At 67.9% G+C, this 20880-nt stretch carries 21 protein-coding genes, 1 pseudogene and 1 riboswitch; of the genes and pseudogenes, 17 read left to right on the forward strand and 5 right to left on the reverse strand.

The features are described 5' to 3' along the window. Nucleotides 1–202 precede the first annotated feature (202 nt). The 5 genes from CFB18_RS04830 (at nt 203) to cbiR (ending at nt 4281) form a co-directional block, all read left to right on the forward strand. On the forward strand, nt 203–592 hold the full coding sequence (locus tag CFB18_RS04830) for a DUF2089 domain-containing protein (protein WP_088570673.1): 390 nt from the start codon (nt 203–205) through the stop codon (nt 590–592). Nucleotide 593: 1 nt separating this feature from the next. Beyond that, the gene (locus CFB18_RS04835) at nt 594–1580 is read left to right on the forward strand and encodes a GNAT family N-acetyltransferase (protein WP_159461582.1); all 987 of its coding nucleotides are present in this window, start codon (nt 594–596) and stop codon (nt 1578–1580) included. 42 nt (nt 1581–1622) lie between these two features. Beyond that, complete coding sequence (locus CFB18_RS04840) at nt 1623–1991, forward strand: SHOCT-like domain-containing protein (protein ID WP_088570675.1); 369 nt, start codon at nt 1623–1625, stop codon at nt 1989–1991. Between the two features lie 30 nt (nt 1992–2021). After that, nucleotides 2022–3260, forward strand: coding sequence for an MFS transporter (locus tag CFB18_RS04845; protein WP_088570676.1), 1239 nt, complete (start codon nt 2022–2024; stop codon nt 3258–3260). Nucleotides 3261–3369: 109 nt separating this feature from the next. Next, nucleotides 3370–4281: a cobamide remodeling phosphodiesterase CbiR gene (gene cbiR / locus CFB18_RS04850; RefSeq protein ID WP_088570677.1), complete on the forward strand. Its 912-nt coding sequence runs from the start codon at nt 3370–3372 to the stop codon at nt 4279–4281. A 26-nt stretch (nt 4282–4307) separates the two neighbouring features. Here cbiR and CFB18_RS04855 read toward each other — a convergent pair whose 3' ends face one another. From CFB18_RS04855 to CFB18_RS04865, 3 genes are all read right to left on the reverse strand, one after another. Next, the gene (locus CFB18_RS04855) at nt 4308–5435 is read right to left on the reverse strand and encodes a coiled-coil domain-containing protein (RefSeq protein WP_088570678.1); all 1128 of its coding nucleotides are present in this window, start codon (nt 5433–5435) and stop codon (nt 4308–4310) included. 99 nt (nt 5436–5534) lie between these two features. Beyond that, nucleotides 5535–6032, reverse strand: a complete 498-nt coding sequence (locus CFB18_RS04860) for a DinB family protein (protein WP_088570679.1) — start codon at nt 6030–6032, stop codon at nt 5535–5537. 35 nt (nt 6033–6067) lie between these two features. Beyond that, nucleotides 6068–8077, reverse strand: a complete 2010-nt coding sequence (locus tag CFB18_RS04865) for a heterodisulfide reductase-related iron-sulfur binding cluster (protein WP_088570680.1) — start codon at nt 8075–8077, stop codon at nt 6068–6070. 151 nt (nt 8078–8228) lie between these two features. Continuing rightward, nucleotides 8229–8311, forward strand: a riboswitch (Fluoride riboswitch). 35 nt (nt 8312–8346) lie between these two features. Between CFB18_RS04865 and CFB18_RS04870 the strand changes: the two genes are divergently transcribed. The 5 genes and pseudogenes from CFB18_RS04870 to CFB18_RS04890 all read left to right on the forward strand — a co-directional run bounded on the left by CFB18_RS04870 (nt 8347) and on the right by CFB18_RS04890 (nt 11206). Beyond that, nucleotides 8347–9108, forward strand: a complete 762-nt coding sequence (locus CFB18_RS04870) for a DUF6062 family protein (protein WP_088570681.1) — start codon at nt 8347–8349, stop codon at nt 9106–9108. Beyond that, entirely contained in the window at nt 9080–9517 is a 438-nt protein-coding gene (locus CFB18_RS04875) for a hypothetical protein (protein ID WP_088570682.1), read from the forward strand. Before CFB18_RS04870 ends, CFB18_RS04875 begins: the two co-directional genes overlap by 29 nt. Before the next feature lie 21 nt (nt 9518–9538). Next, nucleotides 9539–10039 carry a HEAT repeat domain-containing protein gene (locus CFB18_RS04880; protein WP_088570683.1) on the forward strand — a complete coding sequence of 167 codons (501 nt, stop codon included), beginning with the start codon at nt 9539–9541 and terminating at the stop codon, nt 10037–10039. 122 nt (nt 10040–10161) lie between these two features. Then, nucleotides 10162–10693: pseudogene (locus tag CFB18_RS16490) on the forward strand (inorganic diphosphatase). Between the two features lie 93 nt (nt 10694–10786). After that, complete coding sequence (locus tag CFB18_RS04890; RefSeq protein ID WP_088570684.1) at nt 10787–11206, forward strand: hypothetical protein; 420 nt, start codon at nt 10787–10789, stop codon at nt 11204–11206. Here CFB18_RS04890 and CFB18_RS04895 read toward each other — a convergent pair. Both CFB18_RS04895 and CFB18_RS04900 read right to left on the reverse strand, forming a co-directional pair. Then, a complete protein-coding gene (locus tag CFB18_RS04895; protein WP_088570685.1) occupies nt 11203–12807 on the reverse strand; it encodes a CTP synthase in 1605 nt (534 codons plus the stop codon). The genes CFB18_RS04890 and CFB18_RS04895 overlap by 4 nt on opposite strands. A gap of 92 nt (nt 12808–12899) precedes the next feature. Next, nucleotides 12900–13274 (reverse strand): roadblock/LC7 domain-containing protein, encoded by a 375-nt coding sequence (locus CFB18_RS04900; RefSeq protein ID WP_088570686.1) that lies wholly within the window; start codon nt 13272–13274, stop codon nt 12900–12902. A gap of 323 nt (nt 13275–13597) precedes the next feature. Here CFB18_RS04900 and CFB18_RS04905 point away from each other — a divergent pair, with 323 nt between their 5' ends. The 7 genes from CFB18_RS04905 to upp all read left to right on the forward strand — a co-directional run bounded on the left by CFB18_RS04905 (nt 13598) and on the right by upp (nt 20835). Then, a complete protein-coding gene (locus tag CFB18_RS04905; RefSeq protein ID WP_159461583.1) occupies nt 13598–14515 on the forward strand; it encodes a diacylglycerol/lipid kinase family protein in 918 nt (305 codons plus the stop codon). A gap of 50 nt (nt 14516–14565) precedes the next feature. After that, nucleotides 14566–15699 carry a GNAT family N-acetyltransferase gene (locus CFB18_RS04910; protein WP_088570688.1) on the forward strand — a complete coding sequence of 378 codons (1134 nt, stop codon included), beginning with the start codon at nt 14566–14568 and terminating at the stop codon, nt 15697–15699. Then, nucleotides 15699–16949 (forward strand): MFS transporter, encoded by a 1251-nt coding sequence (locus CFB18_RS04915; protein ID WP_088570689.1) that lies wholly within the window; start codon nt 15699–15701, stop codon nt 16947–16949. Before CFB18_RS04910 ends, CFB18_RS04915 begins: the two co-directional genes overlap by 1 nt. Before the next feature lie 148 nt (nt 16950–17097). After that, nucleotides 17098–17391, forward strand: a complete 294-nt coding sequence (gene gatC / locus CFB18_RS04920; RefSeq protein WP_088570690.1) for an Asp-tRNA(Asn)/Glu-tRNA(Gln) amidotransferase subunit GatC — start codon at nt 17098–17100, stop codon at nt 17389–17391. Nucleotides 17392–17402: 11 nt separating this feature from the next. Next, nucleotides 17403–18905, forward strand: a complete 1503-nt coding sequence (gene gatA / locus CFB18_RS04925; RefSeq protein ID WP_200808084.1) for an Asp-tRNA(Asn)/Glu-tRNA(Gln) amidotransferase subunit GatA — start codon at nt 17403–17405, stop codon at nt 18903–18905. 60 nt (nt 18906–18965) lie between these two features. Further along, the gene (locus CFB18_RS04930; protein ID WP_088570692.1) at nt 18966–20165 is read left to right on the forward strand and encodes an SH3 domain-containing protein; all 1200 of its coding nucleotides are present in this window, start codon (nt 18966–18968) and stop codon (nt 20163–20165) included. A 43-nt stretch (nt 20166–20208) separates the two neighbouring features. Beyond that, complete coding sequence (gene upp, locus CFB18_RS04935; protein WP_088570693.1) at nt 20209–20835, forward strand: uracil phosphoribosyltransferase; 627 nt, start codon at nt 20209–20211, stop codon at nt 20833–20835. Nucleotides 20836–20880 lie beyond the last annotated feature (45 nt).

Below are 20880 nucleotides of genomic sequence, written 5' to 3' on the forward strand. Positions count from 1 at the left end.
GCTCCCCTCAGACCCGGAGCGGACGCAAGAAATCTCTTTAATTGTAACGCAAATCGTCCTCCCCGGCCGGCCCCGCCCACTGCATCCCCCACCGGACCGATCCCGCATCCTGCACCGAAGCTTCCTGGACTTTACTTTTTTGAAAGATCTGCTTAAAATTCTTAAAAAGAGATTTTTTAATTTCCTCGAGGGATATGGGGGGATGAACAGGTGGCTGGGGGTGTGTCCGGTGTGTGGGGCGGGGCTGGAGGTGGTGGCCCTGCAGTGTCCGGCCTGTGAGGCGCGGATTGAGGGGCGGTTCCGTCTGGGGCGGCTGGCGCGGTTGACGCCGGAGCAGCTGGCCTTTGTGGAGCTGTTCCTGCGGAGCGAGGGGAAGTTCACCCGCCTGGAGAGCCTGACGGGGCTTTCGTATCCGACGCTGCGCAAGCGGCTGCAGGAGATCCTGCGGGCGATGGGCTATGAGGCGGAGGAGGAAGCGCCCCCCGGCCCGGAGGAGCGGCGACAGATCCTGGAGGAGCTGGCGGCAGGCCGGATTTCCTATGAGGAGGCGTTGCGACGGCTCCGTGGCCGCCCGGGATCTCCGGAGGCGTGAGATGGTGATCACGGCCCGCCGGGGAGCGAATCGAGGGTTGCGGCCTGCCGACGTGCGGCGGGATCTGCGGGGGATCGCCGATTTGCTGGCGGAGGCCTTCGCGGGGGAGCTGGATGAGGCGGGCTGGCGGATCCTGCGGGAGATGCGCTTCTGGGCGCGGTGGGGATGGCTGTTGCGCGCGCTGGAGTGGTTCCTCCCTCCCGGGGAGGCCTTCGCCCCTGGCTACGTCTGGGTGGAGGACGGCCGCATCGTGGGTTACACGATGGTCCGCCGCCTCCGGCCGGGCTCAGGGGACTGGCTGATCGCCAATGTGGCAGTGGCGGAGGGGTTCCGGGGGAGGGGGATCGGCCGGGCCCTGGTCTCCGCGTGCCTGGAATACGCCCGGGCTTCCGGGGCCCGCCGGGCTGTCCTTCAGGTCCGGGCGGACAACACGCCTGCTCTCCAGCTATATCGGTCGCTGGGGTTTCAGGAGATCGGGCGGATCCAGCTTTGGCGGCGGGAGACGGGAGGGCATGCGGGACAGCTGGGAGCGGCCATCTTGGAGATCCCGGGATGCTGGGTGCGCCCCGCCCGGGCGGCGGAGCTTTCCCCCCTGATGGCGCATGTCGCGGCCTGGGAGAACCCGGCGATGCGCCTGTTTGAGCCCCTGGATCTCCTCCCGACCGCTCTGGTTTGGGGACCTCTTCGGCCGTGCGGGAGGGGGCTCTGGGTGCTGGAGGCGGAGGATGGCAGGATGCTGGGCCTAGCGGCCTGGACGCGGCGGGAGGGCCGCTGGACGCTCCGGCCCTTCGTGGATCCTTCAGCGACGCCGCTGCAAGTCCAGTGGCTGGTGACCGCCGCTTTGCAGGAGGCTCCTCGGGGCCTCCCGCTCGTGGCCCTCACCGGCGGGGAGCCTGCTCTCTCCGCTGCTTTGCTGGCCGCTGGGTTCCAGCTGGCGCGTACGTTGATCGGCATGGGTTGCGACCTGAGCGCAGCGTCCCCGCGTTGATGGGAAAACGCCGCGCACGACCCTTTTCATCAGGAGGCACCGATGACGCGGGATGTGGAGTGGCTGCGGATCCTGAAGATGATCGAAGCCGGGCAGATCACCGCCGAGCAGGGCCTGGAGCTGCTGCGGGCCCTCCAGGAGGCGGAGGAGGCGGAGGGCTCTCCTTTATCGACCGGCCGCTGGTTGCGCATCCGGGTCACCGATGTGGCCACCGGACGCCCCCGGGTGCATGTGAACGTCCCGCTGCGCCTGCTGGATCTGGGGCTGCGGATCGGTGAGCGGCTGGCGCCGGAGATCGCGGGGCTGGACCTCCAGAAGTGGCTCGAACAGCTGCGGGCGAGCGGCAGCGGGAAGCTGGTGGAGGTCCTGGACGAAGAGGAGGGCGAGCGCGTGGAGATCACCGTGGAGTGAGCGCGAGGATCTCGTCTTGGGAGCGCTTCGATGCGATCTCCGGACGGCATCTCGCGGGCCTTCTGGGCCGTCTGGATCGCGCACGCCCTCTCCCTGTTCGGGAGCATGCTGATCCAGTTCGCCCTGGTCTGGTGGATCGCCCGCACCACGGACTCCGCCACCGCCCTCTCCGTCGCCACATTGCTGATTCTCCTGCCGGGGGTCCTGCTGGGGCCGGTGATCGGTGCCTTAGTGGACCGCTGGGATCGCCGGGGGATCATGCTGGGGGCCGATGGGGGGATGGCGGCCATCACCCTCTTCCTGATCCTGCTTGCTCGGGCCGACATGTTGCATTTGGGCCCGATCTACGCGGCCCTGTTCCTCCGGTCCATCCTGGAAACCTTCCACTGGTCCGCCCTTCAGGCCTCAATCGCCCTGCTGGTCCCGGAGCGTTATCTCGCTCGCATCGCCGGGCTGAACCAGGCCTTGAGCGGGGCCCTGAATATGGTCGCTCCTCCCGCCGGGGCGCTCCTGCTGGGCCTCCTTCCCCTCCCGGGGGTGCTGCTCGTGGATGTAGTGACGGCGGCACTGGCGATGCTGGCCCTGGGGTTCGTGCGGATCCCTTATCCAGGGGGCTTCGGCCCGGCGCGGCCTGTGGGATGGCAAGAAATCCGGGAAGGCCTGGAGTATGTGCGGCGATGGTCAGGGGCGTTGATCCTGATGGGGATGGGGGCGCTGATCAACTTCCTGGTGAACCCGGCGTTTGCGCTGCTTCCGCTGCTGGTGATTCGGCATTTCCGGGGCGGCGCCCTGGAGCTGGGCGCTCTGGAATCCGCCTGGGGGGCTGGGATCATCAGCGGCGGGCTCCTTCTGGGCGCGTGGGGAGGCTTCCGTCGGCGCATTCACACCACCCTGGTCGGGCTGATCGGGATGGGGGCAGCGATCCTCTCGCTGGGGCTTCTTCCCGCCGGGGCCTTTCCGTTCGCGCTGGGTGTGATGTTCGTGGGAGGCCTGATGAACGTGCTGACCAACGGGCCGATCCTGGCCATCCTCCAGGCGGTGGTGCCACCTGCCCTGCAGGGTCGGGTGCTGACGGTGGTCTCCAGCGTCGTCGGTCTCATCTCTCCTCTGGGGATGGCCATCGCCGGGCCGGTGGCGGATGCCCTGGGCGTGCGCGTCTGGTTTGTGGCCGGAGGGCTGGCCTGCGCCCTGGCGGGGGGGATCGGCCTGGGGATCCCTTCCGTAGTGCAGATGGAGGAGCAGGCGCCGGCCGGGGTCGCTGAGCCATGAGAGGTGGGGAAGGGAGATGCTCCCCCAGACCGGCCTTCCTTCGTGGTAGAGAAGCCACGCTGCGCCCGGCGTTGAAGCGGTATCCAGCGTTTCGGTAAGGAGGAGGACGATGCCCTGGCGTTTCGGTGTTCAGCTCCTTCAGGCTCCGTTGCTCCTGGAGCTCCTGTGGCCCCCAGCGTCGGGCGTCCGGGGGGAGACCTGGGTGGATGCCGCAGAGCTGGCGGGGCGGATCGCGGATCGTGGGTTCCATCTGATCGAGCTGAACCCCGACCTTCAGGTGGTGCTCCCGGAGTCCTTCGCCCTCCCCGCGCTTCGCCGCTTGCAGGACCTGAAACAAGCGCGGGGCCTGCGCTACACGGTCCATCTTCCGCTCTGGACGCTGGATCCCTCCAGCCCGGTGGAGGGGATCCGTCGCGCTTCCGTGGATGTGCTGGTGGAAGCGGTGTTCCGTCTGGCCCCGCTGGAGCCGGAGGTCTATGTGCTTCACGGGGCGGGGCCCCTGGCTGCGGAGTTCTTCACGTTGCCGGGCCTTCCGGGAGGCCCCCGTTTGGCGCTCATGCGCCGGTTCCAGGAACAGGCGGCGCGCAGCATCGAGGAGCTGTTGCGACGCACCGGCCTGCCCTCCCGCTCCCTGGCCCTGGAGACGATCCAGTTCCCTCTGGAGCTCACCTTGGAGCTGGCGGAGGCGCTGGATCTCTCCATCTGCTTTGACACCGGCCATGTGATCTCCCGGCAGCCGGGCCCGGTGGGCTTCGGGGAGGCCCTGGCGCGTTGCCTCCCCCGCCTGGCGGAGGTGCACCTGCATGATGGCGATTATCGCGAGCGGCCTGATGGCTCTGTCGCCTGGGCCGATCATCTTCCCCTCGGGGAGGGAGCGGTCCCGGTGGGGGAGCTCTTCCGGGCCCTGGAGGCCCATGGGTTCGCCGGGCCGGTGATCTTCGAGCTGAGCCTGGATGCTGCTGAGGCCTCCCTGGCTTTCCTGAGGCAGGCGGGCCTGGCGGGATCGCCTTTCGAAGTGTGAGGCGTGGGGGAAGGATCCGTCAGGCCCTATGTGGGGGTTTCCACCTCGTCTTCCCCCGGCCCTTCCTCGGGGATCTCTTGGGGGGCGAAGGCCCTCCCGTCCTGCAGCCACCACACCCCCCGCGCCCGAGCCATCCGCCGCGCCGGCGCCGTCAATTCCTTCGCCGCCACCACCGGGATCACCTCCGCCTCCAAAGCCCGGGCGAAGATAGCCGCCCGCTCCGCCGCCCGGGCCACGTCCTTCGTGGTCCCCTGCCAGGAAATCTCCACCGCCAGAACCACCCGGCGGTCCTCCCGCCGGTGGAAGCCCTCCACCAGCGCGTCCAGAGGGGCAGCCCGGTCGACCTCTTCTTCCGTGATGCGCCCAGCCGCCTCGGCCTCCTCCAGGATCTCCATCTTGCGCACATCGGGGACGACGATGGCCCGCCGCAGCAGGGGGCGGAAGAGGGCAGCAGGCTTTTCGGTGTAGAGGGCTTCCAGGCGCATCGACTTGAGCTGCCCCAGGTCCCGGCTGTGGTCCTCCTGGCGGCGCTCCACCCGGTCCACCCGCTCGGTCAGGATCCGGAGGGCCTCAGCCAGTTCGGCAAACCGACGATCGGTCTCGACCCGGTAGGCGGCGAACTCCTCGTAGTGACGGCGTTGGGCTTCGGCCAGCTCGGCGAAGCGACGATCGGTTTCGGCGCGGAACTCCAGGAACTCCTGGCGGTGAGCGGCGAAGGCCTCGGCCAGGCGCTGGAGGTTCTCCTCGGTGCGGCGCTGGGCCTCGGCCAGACCGAGCTGGGTCTGGGCCAGATTGCCCACGATCTCGCTTAGGTGATGAACAGTTTCAGTGAGGTGATGAACCGTCTCAGTCAGGTTACGGACCGCCGTGCTGAGCTCTTCGAGGCGGGCGTTGACCTGGGCCTGGTGGGCTAGGAACTCCTGACGGTGGTTCACAAAGGCCTCGCTCAGACGGCGAACGGCTTCCGCCAGCTCCGTGAACCGGCGTTCGGTTTCCGCCCGAAGCTGGGCCAGCTCGTCCCGCAGGTCTGCCAGCTCAGTGGGCATGCGGAGGACCTCCTCCGAGGCCAGCAGGGCCCAGAGGACCTTCCGCCATTCGGGGTGGGCCTGCAAGAGGGCGACCAGATCCCGCAGGTCTTCCGCCGTCAGTGCCATCACGTGCCTCCTTCAACGCGATATTGTAACACAAAACAAGGGTTCGAAGACGGGTGTGAGATCCGTTGTGCGGATCGTCGTCCTCACCGACTCCGGGGCTCACTCTGCCATCCACCGCGGCTCGAAGGCGGCGGCCATCTCCCAGAAGAGGGCGATCTGGAGGATCGTGGTCATGTGCTCATAGGTGTGCTGGAGGGTCTTGGTAACGATCCAGGCCAGCGTCCGCGTTCCCCAGACCGTCCCCGACACCGGCCGGGTCCAGACCTCCGGCGGGAGGGGACGGGCCAGGGCGATGGTCTCCCGGCGGACGGCCTCCAGCTGCTCCAGCCAGCGGGCGGCGGGGATCTCCCGGGGCCAGGCGAGATCTTCATCCGGGACCTCGCCGGGAAGGAGGGGGCCTTGCAGGCCTAAGGCGTAGCGCATCTGGGGCAGGGCGATGTGGTGCTCATAGAACCAGAGGTGGTAAAGATGGCGACGCACGGACCACTCGCCCAGGGCGGGGGGAGGGCGGCGCGCCTCCCGCTCCGGGGGGACCTGGGCGAGGGCCCAGCGCAGGTCCTCCAGCGTGGAGTCCAGGCGTCGGAGCAGCGCGTCCATCGCGACGCCGTAAGCAGCGCTCGGGTTCCTTAGGATTAGGGCTCGATCACGGCTTCGGCCAGGATCTCCGCCACATCCCGCACCGGGAGCCGCTCGGCGACGCCCCGGGTTTGGGCGGCGGAGGTCAGCATCAGCTGGCAGAAGGGGCAGGCCACCGCCACCGCCTCCGGGCTTGTCCCTATGGCCTCGTCGAGCCGCTGGAGGTGGATGGGACGGGCCTGAGGGGTGTCCATCCAGACCTGGGCCCCGCCGGCGCCGCAGCAGAACCCCCGCTCCCGGCTCCGGGCCATCTCCACCAGCTCGGTCCCGCTCCTCTGTAGTAGGTGCCGCGGCGCATCGAAGATCCCGTTGTAACGGCCCAGATAGCAGGAATCGTGGAAGGTGAGCCGCCGGGAGACAGGGCGCCGGGGCTGGAGGCGCCCTTCTTCCAGCAAGCGGGCCAGGAACTCCGTGTGGTGGACCACCTCGAAGCGCCCGCCGAACTGTGGGTATTCGTTCCGGAAGGTGTTATAGCAGTGCGGGCACATGGTCAGCAAGGTGCGGAACTTATAAGCACGCAGGGTCTCCAGGATGGCCTCGGTGGCCGCCACATACATCGCCTCGTGGCCCGCGCGGCGGGCCCACTCGGCCGTGCAGGTTTCTTCATCCCCCAGCACGGCGAAGTCCACCCCCGCGGCCTGGAGCAGGCGGGCAATGGCCCGGGCGGTGCGCTGGCCGCCGGGATCGAAAGCCCCCGCGCAGCCCACCCAGAAGAGGACCTCCGCCTCCCCCTTCTCCGCCATCACCGGGACGTCCAGGCCCTTCGCCCATTCCAGGCGCGAGGTCCGTTGCCCCCATGGGTTGCCCGCCCGCTCCGTGTTGCGGAACGTGTTGGAGAGGGAGGCCGGGACATCCCCTTCCATCAGGGTCAGGTAGCGTCGCATGCCCACGATGAGGTCCACGTGCTCGATCAGCACCGGGCATTCGTGAACACAGGCGTAGCAGGTGGTGCAGGCCCACAGGGCCTCGCGCGGGGTCACCGCCCCAGTTAGGACGATGCGTTCCTCATCCACCCGGATGGGGGCGAAGGGGTTCAAGGTGGGCGGCAGCAGGGCGTGGAGGGTGTTTCGCACGTCCAGCACCACCTGCTTGGGGTTGAGGGGCGTCCCGGCGGCGTAGGCTGGGCAAGCCGCCTGACACCGGCCGCACTCGGTGCAGGCCTCCCCGTTGAGCAGCTGCACCCAGGTCAGATCCCGCAACGTCTCGATGCCCAGCCGTTCTGCTGTCTCCAGGTCCGGGATCGGCGTCAGGGCCCCGTTGGGCCGGTCCATGCGGGAGAAGAACACGTTGAGGGTGGAGGAGACGATGTGAACCAGGAAGCCCACCGGGATGAAGACGTAGGTGAGGCCGGCCAGGGCGGCGTGGAAGGCCCAGGTCGCCTGATGGAGGGGACGCAGGAATTCTTCCCCCAGGCCCATGGCGATCCAGAGCTGGCCCAACCCCCATCCCATAAAGGAAGCGGGCCCCCAGGGCGGGCGCTGCACGGCCATGCGGAAGGATTCCAGGAGCCAGCCGGTGATGATGAGGACGGCCAGCCAGGCCATGGCCAGATCGAAGCGGCGGCCGTAGCTCAGCTTGGGCGGGCGGGCAGCGTATCGACGCCATGCGAGGACTCCCATCCCGATCAGGGCGAGCAGGGTGAAGAGATCCAGCACGAACTCGTAGACCAGATAGATCTCCCCCCGCAGGAACTTGAACAGGTCCGCGTCGATGAAGGCCAGGGTGGTCCCGATGAAGAAGATCACGAATCCCCAGAACAGCGAGGCGTGGGAGAGGCCCCCAACGGGGTCCCGAATCACCCGGCGCTGCCCCAGGACATAGATCAGGACCCGCTTCAGGCGCTCCGGAAGGCGATCGAAACGCATCTCCGGCCGGCCGACGGCCCACCAGATCCGAATGCGTCGATAAAAGGAAAGAAGGAAGATGGCCAGACAGAGGGCATGGAAGGCGTAGACGGCCGGCTGGGCCCATGCAGGCATGTTCCAGAGGTTGATCCGCTCGGGCATCGCGACTCCCTCCCGCGGACGGGATCCATGCGGCGCTGGAGCGCGGTTTTGAGTTTAGCACAGAGGGTGTTCGGGAGATGTTCAGATGGGGCAGTGGCGCGGGGATCGATTGGACAGTATCGGAAGATCTGGTATAAAATAGAAACACAAGAATGAATCCGGTGATGAGGCTCGCCGGGCGGGGGATCCCCGCGAACTGCCATGCGAGGCATGGCTGATAGCCTCTATCCCGAAGCGGGATAGAGGCTTTTTTGTTGGAGGGTGAGCGGATGAGCTGGGGGCTGGCGGTTTTGCAGCATGCGTTGCGACAGCCGGGCTGCCCGCTGTGTCGTCTGCAGCGGGAGGCGGAGGCGCGTTACCTAGAGAACCTGCTCTGGGAGAACGTGAACGATCCCGCCACGCGGGAGCAGTGGGCGGCCGGCCTGGGGTTCTGTGCGCGGCACGCCTGGCAGCTGCAACGCCTGGAGGCCCGCCGCTACGGGGATGGCCTCGGGAACGCGATCCTCTATGAGGATCTCCTGCAGCGGGTGATCCCCGTCCTGGAGGCGATGGCCCGGGAGCCAGCCATGGATCCGCTCCCCCTTCACCGGCGGCTGGCTCACGTCCTCCGCCTCCCCCGCTCAGGGGATCCCGAAGGGATCCCCGGCTTGCAGGGGCGGGCGCGCTGTCGGGTGTGCCGGCTGGGGGAGGAGACCGCGCGGGCGTATGCGGAGTGGCTGGTCGAAGGGCTGGGGGACGCCGAGGTCCGGGCGCGCTACGCGGCTTCGGATGGGCTGTGCCTGCCTCACCTGCGGATGACCCTGATCTGCGCCCGCACGCGCGCTCCTCAGGCTCTGGCGGATCTGGCCGGCGATGCCGTCCGACGCCTTCAACGCCTGCTCGGCGCGCTGCGGGAATACATCCGCAAGCACGACTGGAACTATCGCCATGAGCCGATGAGCCCGGAGGAGCGCCGTTCGTGGATCCGGGTGGTCGCCTTCTTCGTCGGGGAGGGAGAAGGGGATGGTTCGCTGGACGATCGAGGTGGATGAGGAGACCGCGCAGCGCTGGCAGGCCCTTTGGGCGTCCCGGGGCCTGAGCCCCACGGAGGGTTTGCTCTTCTTCCTGGGGCTGGGAGCCGCGTATGCGGAGGGTCAGGCGGTCCTCTCCGGGGTGGCCGCCGGGACCCATTCCGCGGAGGAGGTAGAGCGCCTGATCCGGCGCCTGGTGGAGCTCGAAGGACGCCACGCGGTGGTGAGGTTCCGGCTGTTTCAATGCGAGCAAGCGCTCCAGCGTTGGGAGCTCAGCCATGGGGCCATTGAGACCATGAGCACCGGGCTGCAGGAGGTGGTCCGTCGCCTCCGGGAGGAGAACGCCCAGCTTCGCGAGGCCTTGCGCCGTCTGCAGGGGGACTCGGCGGCCGGGGCAATGGATCCCGGAGGCGGAGTGGGTGGAGCCTGAACGTCCGGCGGGGGGCGCGGGATGGAACGGATCACCCGGTTCTGTCCGGAGTGCTGGGCGGAGCTGCCTGCAGGGGAGCAGGCGGTTTGCCCGGCCTGTGGGGCTTCCCTGACGGAGGAGCGCGATTTCTTTGAGAAGCTGCTCCGTGCCCTCTGGCATCCGGAGCGGACCCGGGCGGCGACCGCGGCGGCCGTCCTGGGGCAGCTGGGGGATCCACGGGCGGTGCCGCCTTTGATCGAGGCGGCCCTCCGCGCCCGGGATTTCGGCGTCCAGGAGGCTGCGGTGCGCAGCCTGGGACGTCTGCGGGATCCGCGGGCGATCCCCGCCCTGGCGTTGCTGTTGCGGATGGAGAGCCCCCTCCCCGTGCGCCTGGCGGCGGTGAAGGCCCTGGCGGCCTTTGACGATCCTCGAGCGCGGGAAGCCCTGCGGGGCGCGCTGAACGACCCCTCCGGGGTAGTGCGGCAGGCGGCCCGGGAAGCGTGGAAAGCCGGTTCTCGCCTGGTGAGCCAAGAGGAGGGATGAAAGGAGGGCCATCGCAGCCTGGTTCTCTTCGAGATGAGCGAGCGCCTTGGGTTTCGGAGGGCAGGTAACTGGCCTGAGGATCTCGATCTTTGAAATCTTTTCCATCCGGAGGCAAGGCAGCGATGAACCTGTGGAAGGATCTTCTGCCCGGACCGGATGTGCCCCATATGATCCATGTGGTGGTGGAGATCCCCAAGGGATCTCGCAATAAATATGAGTTCGACAAATCGACGGGCATGCTTCGCCTCGATCGAGTTCTTTATTCTCCCCTCCATTATCCGGGAGATTACGGCTTGATTCCTCGGACCCTTTATGAGGATGGAGATCCCCTGGATGTTCTGGTGATGGTCACGGAGCCGACGTTCCCGGAGTGCATCATCGTGGCGCGGCCCATCGGATTGTTCCGGATGATGGATCGGGAGGTGCCGGATGATAAGATCCTGGCGGTCCCTGCCATGGACCCGCTGTTCCAGGATTACCACGATATCTCGGACATTCCCCAACATTTCCTCCGAGAGGTTGCGCATTTCTTCGCGGTCTACAAGGATCTGGAGGGGGGGGCGGGTGCGGACGCTGGGATGGGAGAACGCGGATCGGGCCAAGGAGCGGATCCTTCACGCCGTCCGGCTTTACGCGGCGCGCGAAGGGGAGTGAAGGACCCCAACCGGTGGAGGCCGCGGCGGGATGATCGCCGGCGGATCTGCTTCCGGGGCCCGGAACTGAGCCCATTGAGGAGGGAAGGCAGGGATGTTGGAGGATTTTGAGAGGACGTTTTTCCCGGACGCTCGCATCGTCACGCTTTCGATCCCTCTGCTCTCCGAGACCCTTGAGGAGCTGCATGTCCTGGCGGCTTCTTATGGGCGGAGCCCGGAGGAGATCGCCCGTGTCGCCTTGATCGAGGGCATGAGGTTGCTCGGCGAGCGAGCGAATCGTGGGCCCCTTGAGGCCTCGGAGGATCCGCAAAGGGATCCGCTGCGGCTTCAAGCGGAGCTTGCCGTCATGCGCTATCGCGCCTTCACGCTCCTGAAGACGGTGCAGGCCCTGGAGCTGCGGCTCAGCGGTCTGGAGGCCGAGCTTCGGACGTTGCGGGACGCCAACGCGGATCTGCGAGCACGCCTTCGGGCGTGTGAAGAGGAAAGGACGGATCCCGGCGGCCGGCCCCGTTAATCCAGTCGGGCGGCCGCGGCGGCGATGAAGGCTTTGAACAGCGGGTGCGGGCGGTTGGGCCGGCTTTTGAACTCCGGGTGGAACTGGGTCCCCAGCATGAACGGGTGATCGGCCAGCTCCACGATCTCCACCAGCCGGCCGTCAGGGGAGAGGCCGCTCAGCACCAGCCCCGCCCGCTGCAGGAGATCCCGATAGGCGTTGTTGAACTCGAAGCGGTGCCGGTGCCGCTCGTAAACCAGATCCATCCCATAGGCCTGGGCCGCCCGGGTCCCTGGCACCAGCACGCAAGGATAGGCTCCCAGCCGCATCGTCCCCCCCAGGTCCGTGATGTCCCGCTGCTCGGGCAGCAGGTCGATCACCGGGTAGCGGGTGTGGGGGTTGAATTCCGTGCTGTTGGGCTCGTCGGAGCCCAGGGCGTAGCGAGCCAGCTCGATCACCATCACCTGCATCCCCAGACACAGGCCCAGGTAGGGGATCCGATTCTCCCGGGCGTAGCGGGCCGCCAGGATCTTCCCTTCCACGCCCCGATAGCCGAACCCGCCCGGCACCACGATCCCGTGGACGCGCTGCAGGCGGTCCCAGCCACGGCCGTGCTCCAGATCCTCCGCCGCGATCCACTCGATCTGCACGTCCACCCCATGGGCCACCCCCGCGTGGATGAGGGCCTCGCGCACACTGATATAGGCATCGTGGAGGTCCACGTATTTGCCGACCAGGGCGATGGGCAGCTTCTCCTTGGGACGGCGCATCTCGCTGACCATGCGGGACCACTCCGTCCAGTCCGGCTCGCGGGCCGGCAGGCTCAGGCGTTCCACCACGAAATCCCCCAGCCCGGCTTCCTCCAACATCAGGGGGACCTCATAGAGGATCTTCGCCGTGGGCAGCGGGATCACCGCCCGCAGATCCACGTCGCAGAACAGGGCGATCTTCTCCCGCAGGCTATCCGGGACGGGGTGGTCGGCCCGGGCGATGATGGCGTCGGGCTGGATGCCCACGCTGCGCAGGGTGTTGACGCTGTGCTGGGTCGGCTTGGTCTTCAGCTCGCCGGTGGCGCCGATGTAGGGGAGCCAGGTCACGTGGATGTAAAGGACGTTGTCCCGGCCGACGTCGCGTCGCATCTGCCGGATGGCCTCCAGGAAGGGGAGGCCCTCGATGTCGCCCACCGTGCCGCCCACCTCCACGATCACCACGTCGGGGTTCTGGTGGGCTTTGGCCACCAGCCCGATGCGCCGCTTGATCTCGTTGGTGATGTGGGGGATGACCTGGACGGTGCCGCCCAGGTAATCCCCTCGGCGCTCCTTGGCGATCACCTCCGCATAGATCTGGCCGGTGGTGACGTTGCTCGCCCGGGTCAGGTTCTCATCGATGAACCGTTCGTAATGCCCCAGGTCCAGGTCCGTCTCCGCGCCGTCCTCAGTGACGAAGACCTCCCCGTGCTGGAAGGGGTTCATGGTCCCTGGGTCCACGTTGATGTAAGGGTCCAGCTTCTGCATGGTCACCCGGAGCCCCCGGGCCTTGAGCACCCGGCCCAGGGCCGCCGCCGCCACGCCCTTGCCCACACTGCTCACCACGCCGCCGGTGCAGAAGATGTATTTGGTCATCGCTCTCTCCTCCCAGAGCCCCTATAAACGTCGATGGGGAGGGCTGTTGGGCCGCTCCCCATCGACGTGAGCTCCCGGATCCCATTGCCGGTTCACCCCATCAGTTTGGCCAGATCCTGGGCTGCCCGGCGCATGTCCAGGAACACCAGACCCAGCTTGGCGTTCTCCCGCGCCAGGACGGTGAGCACGGCCTCCTGGCCCACGGCCATCAGGATCACGTAGCCGTTGGAACCGTGCACATAAACCTGGTCCAGGGTCCCTCGCCCCAGCTCGCTGGCGATCCGCTCCCCCAGGGAGAGCATGGCCGCGGACATGGCGGAGACCCGATCCTCCTCCACATCCCGGGGGAGCGCGGAGGCGATGATCAACCCATCCACGGAAACCAGAGCTGAGGCCTCGATGTCCGGCGTGCTGGCCTGGAGGTCCTTCAGTCGTTGCACGATCAGCTCGGTGCGGGACCTGGCCATCGGAGTCGCTCCACGGCTTGAGGATTTACCGCTCTGAGCATACCATGGCCTCCCCAGGCCGTCAACGCCTGGGAGCTCTCCTTCCCGGCGGTGTCGAATGAATTCGGCCTCAAAAGGCCTTCGGCCGATGGTCAGCCTGGGCGCCGACCGGAAAGGTGTTTTTGCGTCGGCGGAGGCCGACGCCTGGCGCGCAGCGCCTTGGGAGGCCGATTTCAATCGGCGTGAAGGCCTTCGGCCAGTGGTCGGCCTGCGCCGACCGGGGAAAGGTGTCGGCGGAGACCGATTTCAATCAGCGAGCCAAATCGCCATTGGAGCGAGGGGCAGTGGAGGAGCGCTGGTGGGTGATCGTGAATCCGGTGGCCGGCAACGGCCGCACCGGGCGCCGGTGGGGCGGGCTGGAGGCCCGCCTGCGCGTGGAAGGGATCCGGATGGAGGTCGTCTTCACCCAGGAGCCGGGCCACGCCACGGCCCTGGCCCGTCAAGGGATCGAAGCCGGGTTCACCACCGTGGTGGGGGTGGGCGGCGATGGGACCCTCCACGAGATCCTCAACGGCCTCCCGTTGGAGGATCCCGAGCGGATGCAGCGGATCCGCCTGGGCATGCTCCCCTTGGGCACCGGCTCCGACTTCGTCCGCACCTTTGGGCTGCCCCGGGACCCGGTGGCGGCGGCCCTCCGGTTGCGGGAGGGGCGGGTGCACTGGGTGGACGTGGGGCAGGTGACCTGCCGGCGGGCCGGAGAGACCGTCACCCGTTATTTCGTCAACGCCGCCGGCCTGGGCTTCGATGGGGAGGTGGCCGATCGCACCAACCGGGGGATCAAGGCCTTCGGCGCCACCGGCACCTATCTGGTCTATCTCTTCCTCACGCTCCTCATGTATCAGAATAAAACCGTCCGCCTCCGCCTGGACGGAGAGGAGCACGCCGGGCGGATGAACTCGGTGCTGGTCTGCAACGGTCGTTACTTCGGAGGCGGGATGTTCATCGCCCCTCAGGCTGCTGTCGACGACGGCTGGTTCGACGTCATCGTGCTGGGAGATCTCGGGAAGGGGGAGATCGTCTGGAACCTCCCCCGGGTGTATCGGGGAACCCATCTGACGCATCCGAAGATCACCTGGCGGCGCGCCCGGGAGGTCCATGTGGAAGCCCAGGAGCGGATGTTCCTGCAGGCGGAGGGGGAGCTCATCGGGGAGGCTCCCGCCGCTTTCCGCCTCCTCCCCCGGGCCTTGCCCTTCCTGGCCTGAGGGCGACGTCCGCCTCCGCGCCTCGCATCCTGTGGAGGAGCCGAGCCGGTATGCTAACCATTCAGGAATGCCGGACGCCGGCGGAGCGCCGGGCTTTCGTGACGTTCCCCTGGCGGGTTTACCGGAGTGATCCTCACTGGGTGCCTCCGCTGATCAGCGAGCGGATGGCCTTCTTCGACCCGCAGCGGAACCCCTTCTATCAGCACGCGGAGGTGGCCCTTTTCATGGCCCGGCGGGATGGGGAGCCGGTGGGCACCATCGCTGCCCTCATCAATCACCAGCACAACGCTTTCCACAACGAGCGGGTGGGGTTCTTCGGAGCCTTCGAGGTGCTGCCGGACCGGGAGGCCGCCCATGCGTTGCTGGCCACCGCCCGGGACTGGGTCCGGGAGCGGGGGATGACGGCCCTGCGGGGCCCGGCCACCTTCAGCACCAACGAGGAGTGCGGCCTCCTCATTGAGGGCTTCGAAGAGCCCCCGCGCATCCTGATGGCTTACAACCCTGCCTATTACCGGGACTTCATTGAAAGCTTCGGCTTCCAGAAGGCGATGGATCTCTACGCCTATGAACTCACAGTGGAGGTCTTCAACTGGCCGGAGAAGCTGGTCCGGGTGGTGGAGAAGCTGAAGAGCCGGGCGAAGTTCCGGGTTCGCCCGGGAAACATCCGGCGCTTCCGGGAGGAACTGGATCGCATCAAGAAGGTCTACAACTCCGCCTGGGAGCGGAACTGGGGTTTCGTGCCGCTGACGGATGCGGAGATCGAGCACATGGCGGCCCAGCTGATCCGCTTCGTGGACCCGGATTTGGTGTTCATCGCCGAGGTCGATGACGAGCCCATCGGCTTCTCCCTAACCCTGCCGGATCTGAACCAGGCCCTGCGCAAAGCCTACCCGCGGCCCGGGGTGCCGGAGTGGTGGACGTTGATCAAGCTTCTTTACTACTGGAAAGTGCGCCGGGTGGTGGACACCATCCGCGTGCTGGCCATGGGGGTGGTGGAGAGCTGGCGCGCCCAGGGGGTGAGCGCCCTGTTTTACTACGAGACGGCGAAGGCGGCTCTGCCCAAGGGCTACCGGCGCGCGGAGATGTCCTGGATCCTGGAGAACAACCTGATGATGAACCGGGACATCCGGACGATGGGCGGGCGGCTGTATAAGATCTACCGCATGTATGAGCTGCCGCTGTGATGTGGGCCCGGACGCTCTGGCGGAAGGGGCGGGCGCTCTGGCCCTTCGGAGGGTCGTTCACCCTGCTCTGGCTGGGCCAGTTCCTCTCGCAGGTGGGCGATCAGTTCTTGTTCATCGCCGGCCTGAGCCTCCTGAACCGCCTGACGGACTCCCGGGCGGCCTTCGGGGGGCTGGCCCTGGCCATCACCGTCCCTCAGATCCTCTTCGGGCTGTGGGGCGGGGTCTTCGTGGATCGATGGCCCCGCCGCTTCGTGCTGATCGGCTCGGACATCGCCCGCGCCCTGATCGTCCTGGGCGCGTTGACCGTGCAGACGAACGCCGATCTGTGGCGGATGTATCCGCTGGCCTCGGCCCTGGCCATCGCCGGGCTTTTCTTCTACCCCGCCCGCAACGCCGTGCTCCCCGCCCTGGTCCCGCCCGCCCACCTGCTCCAGGCCAACGCGGTGCTCCAGGCCAGCTACATCCTGGCCCTGATCGTGGGGGGGATCTCAGCTGGCCTCTTCGTGGATCGCTTCGGCCCTTACACGGCCTTCGTTCTGGACAGCCTCACCTTCCTGATCTCCGCCATCAGCCTGGCCTGTATCCGCCTGCCGCCGGCCGTCAATCGCCCCCAGCCTGCCCTGCAGAACTCCCCCGGCCGGGATCTGTTAGAGGGCCTTCGCTTCGTCTGGGAGCAACGGGCCCTCCGCCGGGTGACGGCCATCACTCCCTTCGCCACCGTGGGGATCGGGACGGTCCAGGTCCTCGGCCTGGCCTTCCTGGCGGAGGTCCTGAACGTGCGAGCCGGAGGCTTCGGGTGGACGATGGCGATGATGGGCGTGGGCCTGGCACTGGGGCTGGGCGGGATGCCGCTGCTGGGCCGCTGGCTTCCTCCGCACCGGGCCGTGGGGCTGGCCCTGGCGGCCGCCGGCCTGGCCACCGTGCTCTTCAGTCAGGCCCAGACCTTCGCCTTCGTCCTCATCGCCGCCCTGGCGATGGGATTGTGCGTGGTGATCGCCCGGGCGGGGCTGGCCACCCTGATGCAACAGCTGACCCCGGATGGCCTGCGTGGGCGGGTGGATAGCCTGCTTAACCTCTCGGTCAACGGGGCCCTGGCCCTGGCCCAGGGGAGCGCCGGGCTCTTCGGGCAGTTGTGGGGGCCTCGCCCGGTGCTCCTGGGGGCCGGCCTCCTGATGATCGCGGTGGGCGGCTTGGCGACCCTCAGCATGCGCAGGCTGGTCTATGAGCCGGAATCCCGGGTCCAGCTTTGACCCTGAACCCTCGGTTCCCCCATCCGGTGATGCACGCTGGATCCCGCTCCTGTCTGAAGCAGAGGCTCGCGCTGCACTATAATTCAGTGAGAGCGGCCGATCTCTTTAAATCCAGGCCTTTATCTCCAGGAATGCACCGGAGGTAATCATGGCGATCTCCCGGGAGGAAGTGGAGCACATCGCCGAGCTGGCCAAGCTGGCTCTGACGGAAGAAGAAAAAACCCTCTACGCGGAACAGCTCTCCGCCATCTTGGAGTATTTCCGCCAGCTGCAGGAGGTGGATACCTCGGGGATCCCGCCGACGGCCACCGTCCTGCCGATCCGCAACGTCTTCCGGCCCGATGAGCCGGGGGAGCCGATGTCCCGGGAGGAGCTGCTTCGGAACGCCCCCGCCCAGGCGGACGGATGTTTTCAGGTGCAGCCGATCCTGGAGTTCGACTGAGGAGGCAGGCCGTGGCCCCCTGGCGGTGGACGATTCACGAGACCCTGGAGCATCTGCGGCGCGGCGAGATCTCCGCGGTGGAGGTCACCCGGGCGTATCTCGACCGCATCGAGGCCCTCGATCCCTTCCTGCACGCCTACATCACGGTGACGCCGGAGGAAGCCCTCGCCCAGGCCCGGGAGGCGGACGCCCGCTGGACGGCCTGGCGACGGGATCCGTCGACGTCGCTCCCGCCGCTCAACGGGATCCCCCTGGCCATTAAGGACGTGATCTGCGTGCGGGGAGTGCGCTGCACCTGTGGCTCCCGTATCCTCGAGAACTTCGTCCCGCCTTATGACGCCACCGCGGTGGCCCGGCTGCGGGAGGCCGGGGCGGTCTTCCTGGGGAAGACCAACACCGATGAGTTCGCCATGGGCTCCTCCACGGAGAACTCGGCCTTCGGGCCCACTCGCAACCCTTGGAACCCCGAGCGGGTGCCCGGCGGATCCTCCGGGGGCAGTGCGGCGGCGGTGGCGGCCGACCTCTGCGCCGGAGCCCTGGGCACCGACACCGGGGGTTCCGTCCGCCAGCCGGCCGCGCTATGCGGCGTGGTGGGCCTCAAGCCCACCTACGGACGGGTCTCCCGCTACGGCCTGGTGGCCTATGGCTCCTCCCTGGATCAAATCGGGCCCATCACCAAGGACGTGCGGGATGCGGCGCTGTTGTTGCAGATCATCGCGGGGCCGGACCCACGGGACGCCACCTCATGGCCGGCGCCCGTCCCGGATTACACCCAGGCCCTGATCCCGGATCTTCGGGGGATGCGGGTCGGGGTTCCCCCGGAGTATTTCATCCCCGGGATGCAGCCGGAGGTGGAGCGGGCCGTCCGGGAGGCCATTGAGGTCCTGGCCGAGCTGGGCGCGGAGGTGATCGAGGTCTCCCTGCCCCACACCCGCTACGCCCTGCCGACTTACTATCTGATCGCCCCGGCGGAGGCCTCGGCGAACCTGGCCCGCTACGACGGCGTCAAATACGGCCTGCGGATCCAGGGGGAGACCATCTGGGACACTTACCGCCTCACGCGGGGGAACGGGTTCGGGCCCGAGGTCAAGCGGCGCATCATGCTGGGGACCTATGCGCTGTCTGCCGGTTATTACGATGCCTACTACCTGAAGGCCCAGAAGGTGCGCACGCTGATCCGGCAGGATTTCGAACGGGCCTTCGAGCGGGTGGACGTGATCGTCTGCCCCACCTCGCCCACGACGGCCTTCCGGCTGGGGGAGCGCACCGCCGACCCGTTGCAAATGTATCTCGCGGATATCTTCACCATCACTGCGAACCTGGCCGGCATCTGCGGCATCAGCGTCCCGTGCGGTTTCGATGGGGAAGGTCTGCCCATCGGGTTGCAGATCCTGGGACCTGCCCTGGGAGAGGAGAAGATCCTGCGCGTGGCCTACGCCTATGAGCAGGCCACCCCGTGGCATCATCAGCGCCCGCCGATCGATGCGGCGCTTCAGGGGCGAGCGGGGGCCTGACGCGTTCCGGCACGGAACGGAGGGATCCGCCCGCAGGCCGATCCCGGACTCGGATCGCCGATGAAACCGGTATGGCATGTCCTGTTGCTCCCAGCGGATGCGGATTGGCGGTGGGTGGAAGCTGCCCGCCTCTATGTGGAGCGCTTCCGCGTCCTCTGGGCATGGGATCCGGAACAGGCGGTGGCGCTTCCCGGGGATCCCCTCCTTCTCTCCCTGGTCCTGCCGGACGGACGTCCCGGGCACACCGCGGCCTGGCTCCGCCAGCGTCGTCCTTCCATCCTCCTGGACGTGCTGTTCGCCCCCACCCCGGAGCACCTGCAGCGGATCCTGGACGCAAGGGCCGCCCAGGGGGACCGGCTGGGCCGGGGGCTCCGGGTGGTCACGACGGACCGGCTGAACGTCCGGAGCGGTCCGAGCCGTTCGGCTCCCATCGTCGGCCGCCTGGAGCCCGGGGTGGAGGTGGAGGTGATCGGGCGCAGCGCCGACGGCGTCTGGTGGGCGATCCGGGATCCCGGTGGGCGGGGCCGGGCGTGGATCGCCGCCGCCTACACCCGCATCGTGCGGGGGATCCCGGAGACCCTCCCCATCTGGATCGGGGCTCCCCCGCGGGTCCGCGCCCGCCGAGCGCTCCCAGTCCATCGGGCGCCGGATCCCGGATCGCCGGTCGTGGGATGGCTCGCGGCGGGGGCGGAGCGGGAGGCCCTGGGGCGGACGGAGGAGGGGGAATGGGTGCAGGTCGCCTTCCCGGACGCCGCCCATCCGGGCTGGGTGCGCGGGGTGGACCTAGAGGTGGAGGCCGGGGCGCTAGAGGGCCTGCCGGTCTACGCCTCCTCCCGTTGGCTGGAGCCTCCGGTGCGGCCGCCCCTCATCCAGCGGCCCTTCGGGGCGGATCCGGTGGCCTTCGCCGCGTGGGGTCTGCCTGGGCATGAGGGGATCGATTTCGCCGCCCAGCCGGGCGATCCGGTTTATGCGGCAGCAGATGGCTGGGTCCTGCAGGCCGGGGATCGCCTTGAACATCCTTATGGCACCCAGGTGCGGATCCAGCATCGGAGGCCCGATGGCGTTTACGTCACGGTCTACGGTCGCCTGATGCCCGGCAGCCTGATGGTCCGCGCTGGGGAGTTCGTCCAGGCCGGCCGGATGCTGGGCCGCGTGGGTCCAGAGGGGTTCGTGCACTTTATGCTCAAGAAAGAGGGGGCGCGGAACGGCCCCTACGGGGACATCCTGGATCCCTCGCCGCATCTCCGCCTCGCGCCCTGACCGCGGTGGAAAGTTCGTTCACTTCCTCGGAGGTACAGCGTCTATGGATCAGGTGCGGATCATCCGTCATCCGGTGGTTCAGCACAAGCTGACGGAGCTGCGGGATCTTCAGACGCCCCCGTCCCGGTTTCGGGAGCTGCTCCGGGAGATCACCCCACTCCTCCTGTATGAGGCCACCTGGGATCTGGAGGTGGAGGAGGTTCCGGTGCGCACCCCGATGGGGGAGGGGCGGGGGCAGCGGCTGCGGGGCGCGGTGGGCCTGGTGCCCATCCTGCGGGCCGGGCTGGGGATGGTGGAGGGCGCCCTCCAGGTTTTCCCCGAGGCCCAGGTCTGGCATCTGGGCCTCTACCGGGATGAGCGCACCCTGCAGCCGGTGGCCTATTACAACCGGCTGCCCGCCCAGCCCACCGTGACCTGGTGCTTCATCCTGGATCCGATGTTGGCCACCGGCGGCTCGGCGGTGGCGGCGGTGGACATGGTCAAGCGCTGGGGGGTTCCCCATATCGTCTTCGTCGGCCTGATCGCCGCTCCGGAGGGGCTGGAGCGCTTCCGGGGAGCGCATCCCGACGTCCCGGTTTATGTGGCGGCGGTGGACAGCCATCTAAACCCCCACGGCTTCATCGTGCCCGGCCTGGGGGATGCGGGCGACCGCCAGTTCGGAACCGGATGAGCCGGCTGTCTCAAAGGCGCAAGGCAAACCGGGATCGCCTCGCCA

Source organism: Thermoflexus hugenholtzii JAD2 (genome assembly GCF_900187885.1).
GTDB lineage: Bacteria > Chloroflexota > Anaerolineae > Thermoflexales > Thermoflexaceae > Thermoflexus > Thermoflexus hugenholtzii.

Excerpts from the sequence above, each read along its gene's own strand:
- CFB18_RS04830 (WP_088570673.1), top strand. The coding sequence starts at position 203 with ATGAACAGGTGGCTGGGGGTGTGTCCGGTGTGTGGGGCGGGGCTGGAG.
- CFB18_RS04835 (WP_159461582.1), top strand. The coding sequence starts at position 594 with ATGGTGATCACGGCCCGCCGGGGAGCGAATCGAGGGTTGCGGCCTGCC.
- CFB18_RS04840 (WP_088570675.1), top strand. The coding sequence starts at position 1,623 with ATGACGCGGGATGTGGAGTGGCTGCGGATCCTGAAGATGATCGAAGCC.
- CFB18_RS04845 (WP_088570676.1), top strand. The coding sequence starts at position 2,022 with ATGCGATCTCCGGACGGCATCTCGCGGGCCTTCTGGGCCGTCTGGATC.
- cbiR (WP_088570677.1), top strand. The coding sequence starts at position 3,370 with ATGCCCTGGCGTTTCGGTGTTCAGCTCCTTCAGGCTCCGTTGCTCCTG.
- CFB18_RS04855 (WP_088570678.1), bottom strand. The coding sequence starts at position 5,435 with ATGGCACTGACGGCGGAAGACCTGCGGGATCTGGTCGCCCTCTTGCAG.
- CFB18_RS04860 (WP_088570679.1), bottom strand. The coding sequence starts at position 6,032 with ATGGACGCGCTGCTCCGACGCCTGGACTCCACGCTGGAGGACCTGCGC.
- CFB18_RS04865 (WP_088570680.1), bottom strand. The coding sequence starts at position 8,077 with ATGCCCGAGCGGATCAACCTCTGGAACATGCCTGCATGGGCCCAGCCG.
- CFB18_RS04870 (WP_088570681.1), top strand. The coding sequence starts at position 8,347 with ATGAGCTGGGGGCTGGCGGTTTTGCAGCATGCGTTGCGACAGCCGGGC.
- CFB18_RS04875 (WP_088570682.1), top strand. The coding sequence starts at position 9,080 with ATGGTTCGCTGGACGATCGAGGTGGATGAGGAGACCGCGCAGCGCTGG.
- CFB18_RS04880 (WP_088570683.1), top strand. The coding sequence starts at position 9,539 with ATGGAACGGATCACCCGGTTCTGTCCGGAGTGCTGGGCGGAGCTGCCT.
- CFB18_RS04890 (WP_088570684.1), top strand. The coding sequence starts at position 10,787 with ATGTTGGAGGATTTTGAGAGGACGTTTTTCCCGGACGCTCGCATCGTC.
- CFB18_RS04895 (WP_088570685.1), bottom strand. The coding sequence starts at position 12,807 with ATGACCAAATACATCTTCTGCACCGGCGGCGTGGTGAGCAGTGTGGGC.
- CFB18_RS04900 (WP_088570686.1), bottom strand. The coding sequence starts at position 13,274 with ATGGCCAGGTCCCGCACCGAGCTGATCGTGCAACGACTGAAGGACCTC.
- CFB18_RS04910 (WP_088570688.1), top strand. The coding sequence starts at position 14,566 with ATGCTAACCATTCAGGAATGCCGGACGCCGGCGGAGCGCCGGGCTTTC.
- CFB18_RS04915 (WP_088570689.1), top strand. The coding sequence starts at position 15,699 with ATGTGGGCCCGGACGCTCTGGCGGAAGGGGCGGGCGCTCTGGCCCTTC.
- gatC (WP_088570690.1), top strand. The coding sequence starts at position 17,098 with ATGGCGATCTCCCGGGAGGAAGTGGAGCACATCGCCGAGCTGGCCAAG.
- CFB18_RS04930 (WP_088570692.1), top strand. The coding sequence starts at position 18,966 with ATGAAACCGGTATGGCATGTCCTGTTGCTCCCAGCGGATGCGGATTGG.
- upp (WP_088570693.1), top strand. The coding sequence starts at position 20,209 with ATGGATCAGGTGCGGATCATCCGTCATCCGGTGGTTCAGCACAAGCTG.